General features: G+C 40.5%; 4 protein-coding genes. All 4 read right to left on the minus strand.

The genetic code is table 11. The features are described from left to right. Positions 1-129 precede the first annotated feature (129 nt). The 4 genes from ABKW31_RS22695 to ABKW31_RS22710 all read right to left on the minus strand — a co-directional run bounded on the left by ABKW31_RS22695 (position 130) and on the right by ABKW31_RS22710 (position 3,073). Positions 130-546 (minus strand): hypothetical protein, encoded by a 417-nt coding sequence (locus tag ABKW31_RS22695; protein WP_348618995.1) that lies wholly within the window; start codon positions 544-546, stop codon positions 130-132. After that, positions 546-1,757: an IS256 family transposase gene (locus ABKW31_RS22700; RefSeq protein WP_348618998.1), complete on the minus strand. Its 1,212-nt coding sequence runs from the start codon at positions 1,755-1,757 to the stop codon at positions 546-548. Before ABKW31_RS22700 ends, ABKW31_RS22695 begins: the two co-directional genes overlap by 1 nt. 244 nt (positions 1,758-2,001) lie before the next feature. After that, positions 2,002-2,601 (minus strand): hypothetical protein, encoded by a 600-nt coding sequence (locus ABKW31_RS22705; RefSeq protein ID WP_348618996.1) that lies wholly within the window; start codon positions 2,599-2,601, stop codon positions 2,002-2,004. Beyond that, positions 2,588-3,073, minus strand: coding sequence for a hypothetical protein (locus tag ABKW31_RS22710; RefSeq protein ID WP_348618997.1), 486 nt, complete (start codon positions 3,071-3,073; stop codon positions 2,588-2,590). The genes ABKW31_RS22705 and ABKW31_RS22710 overlap by 14 nt, the downstream gene beginning before the upstream one ends. Positions 3,074-3,113 lie beyond the last annotated feature (40 nt).

Here is a 3,113-nt window from a genome sequence, read left to right on the forward strand (position 1 = left end):
AGCTAACCACAACATTTTGAACCTAAAACTTACTACCGATACTGACCAACAAGTTGTAAGGCCAAAGCGCTATAACGTCGCAATCACGCGCTCGTCGCGTGAATTGCCTTGTTATACAACGCCATCAAGTTACCAATACCCATGTTTTTGCACATCAAATGTCTCTTCATCTACTAAGCCAGCGGCAATTAATTTTTGTATTTCAAATATTTCTTTTGTCTCATAATACTCTCTTGTGGCATATACCAGATTCACGCTTTTCACACTTTCTTCTAAAACCACAATATGATGGTGGTAACCACGCCCGCCATGCTCATACCAAACAAAAAATAGGTTTGCATCGATACCAGCAAGCAGCAACCTTCGCGTGGGAATATTTGGATCGATGATTACATCTGTCGCACGAAAGGCCCCATCTACTGGGGATATAGTGTCTTTTATGTGCTCATTCAGGTAATTTTGTACATTCTTAGGTAATTCATTTAATGAATGAAATACATGAAAATCTGCGTTTAGAGCCTGTAACAGATTCTGTGTAACTGCCATTATTTAAGATGTTTCTCGAGGCGAGCCCCGAACTCGATAATAAAACGAACCATCGCCTGCCGCCAGTTATGAATTGGCATAGTCCATTTTTTAGATGCTTCGGTAATGGCTAAGTACACCATTTTCTTAGCTGAATCGTCGCTTGGGAATATCTTGCGCTTCTTTATTGCCTTGCGAATAACGCTGTTGAGAGATTCAATGGCGTTGGTTGTATAAATCGCTTTGCGTATATCCTCAGGGTAATTAAAGATAGTGTTTAAGTTCTGCCAATGTGCTCGCCATGACTTGCTGATCTGCGGATATTGTTCATCCCAGGTCTCACTGAAACGCTCTAGTTCAAGCAAGGCTTCTTCTTCTGTACTCGAACGATATATCGTCTTTAAATCAGTCGTAACCGCCTTGTAGTCTTTCCAAGAAACGTATTTGAGCGAATTACGCACCATGTGCACGATACACAGTTGCACATTGGTTTGTGGGAACACAGCATTAATTGCATCAGGAAAGCCTTTAAGGCCATCTACGCAGGCTATCAGGATATCTTCTACACCACGGTTTTGAAGCTCCGTCAGCACACTTAACCAGAACTTAGCACCTTCGTTCTCGGCTATCCACATGCCCATTAGCTCTTTCTGACCTTCGGTATTAATACCAAGGGCGAGGAAGATAGATTTGTTGATAACCCGTTTGTCTTGACGAATTTTCACCACTAAACAATCGAGGTAAATGATAGGGTAAATAGGGTCAAGTGGGCGTGATTGCCATTCGGTCACTTTATCGATAACCGCATTGGTGACACGTGATATCAACGTGGGAGATATGTCCGCGCCATACCATTCATCAAAAGCTTTAACGATTTCACGGGTGCTCATACCTTGCGCGTATAGCCATAATATCTTCTCGTCCATTGAGGTAAATCGAGATTGGTGTTTTTTAACCAATATGGGTTCAAAGGAGCCATCACGGTCACGCGGGGTATTGAGGTCAAACTCCCCCTCTTCCGTTTTTATCCGCTTAGTAGTCATGCCGTTACGACTGTTTTTCACAGCTGACTTGGCATGTTTCTCGTAACCTAAATGCTCATCCATTTCAGCGTTTAAAGCAGCTTCAACAGTTATTTTCTTCAGCATTCGGCTGAAATCACTTAAATCTTGTGGGGTTTTTATGCTTTTGGCCGCTTCTTTAGCGAAAGCTTCAAGTTCTTTTCTGTTCATTTGCATCTGCCTATCCTTAACTCTCAGTAGAGTAATTTATGATAAGCAGTTACACAAAATTCGTTACATCCTCTGCGTTTACGAATTTCATCTCCCCATCTGAAAGTTCCTTTGCATGCAGGAACGGAATGAACAACATCATTGATGCTGCAGCAATAAGAATCTTGATATCTAATCTATTCATATTTAGTTGTATAACAGTTAAATGATGCGGACCAGAAGAACCGCATATTAATCTATAGATTTAGCTTTCACATTCGGTATCTGACGGAACAATTAAGAAAAAGTCTTCCGTATTAAAATCAGTACCATTTTTGATATAGGCACGAACTGCCTCAGTATAGCCGTCATCATTTTCTTTTCCTGGATATTTACGACTACCAGAACAAACGGAAATCACACCATCGCTAGTGTAAACAATGTATTGCCAGCCTACGTTTAAAGGTATTCCGCAGTCTCCGCCGCCAAACCCGCTGTAAAGTTTCTTAATTTCCTTTGAGTTTCCCTTTATAGATTCTATTAGTTCGAACTCAGCGACCACACTTTTCATTTGGTCTTTATTTGGTTTTCCAATTTTTACAGACTTAACACTAGCTACAAAGACATGCTTAGATTCTGTAATTACTTCTTTAATATTGATGATTCCGCAGCTACATGCGTAAGACAGTGATGGAGCAGTTAGTAATGCTATTAATATTAGGTAACGCATAATACTTCCTTTTCTATAACGTTTCGCATAAGGGACAGCTACTTGTTGGCTAGACTTGCGAAGAATGAGCTGAGCCAGCGAATAGATGTCCCTGCGACCGAAGTGAGTTTTCATGCGTTTGTTATGTGTGTTCACTTACTACGACCCCATCTCTGACACCCAAAAATTTGCCATTCTGTAAAAATATACACCATTCTGGATCTCCAATATCGTTGCTAAAAGAGACCACTTTTTTACCTGATTTTAATACGATAACTAATTCATGCAAACAACCTAATGTCTCTATACGAGCTACTTCATCCCCTGTAAGCATCGCAAGCGACTCTTCTATAACATCTGCATCACAATAACTTCCACTTTCGATTGATTTTTCGTTTTCTATCCGCCATTCGCAGTCCAGCATTATTGAAAACTCACCCTTTGGATGGTTTTTTCTTTCTCTATGCCGTAATTTACCAAGCTCTATAAAAATCGCCGACCCGTGACCGCGCCATGCATAAGTAATTGGAAGCCCACTGATGCTAGAGTTTGTATCGTCGATAAGGCTATTCAAATTTAAAGTATCCGTGACACATAACGAGGCTGTAGAAAAAGTCGGTTTTGACATTGCATTTTCTACTACCCTTCTTAATTTTTAACTTTTGCTA

It is taken from the genome of Paraglaciecola sp. 25GB23A (genome assembly GCF_040012495.1).
Classification (GTDB): domain Bacteria; phylum Pseudomonadota; class Gammaproteobacteria; order Enterobacterales; family Alteromonadaceae; genus Paraglaciecola.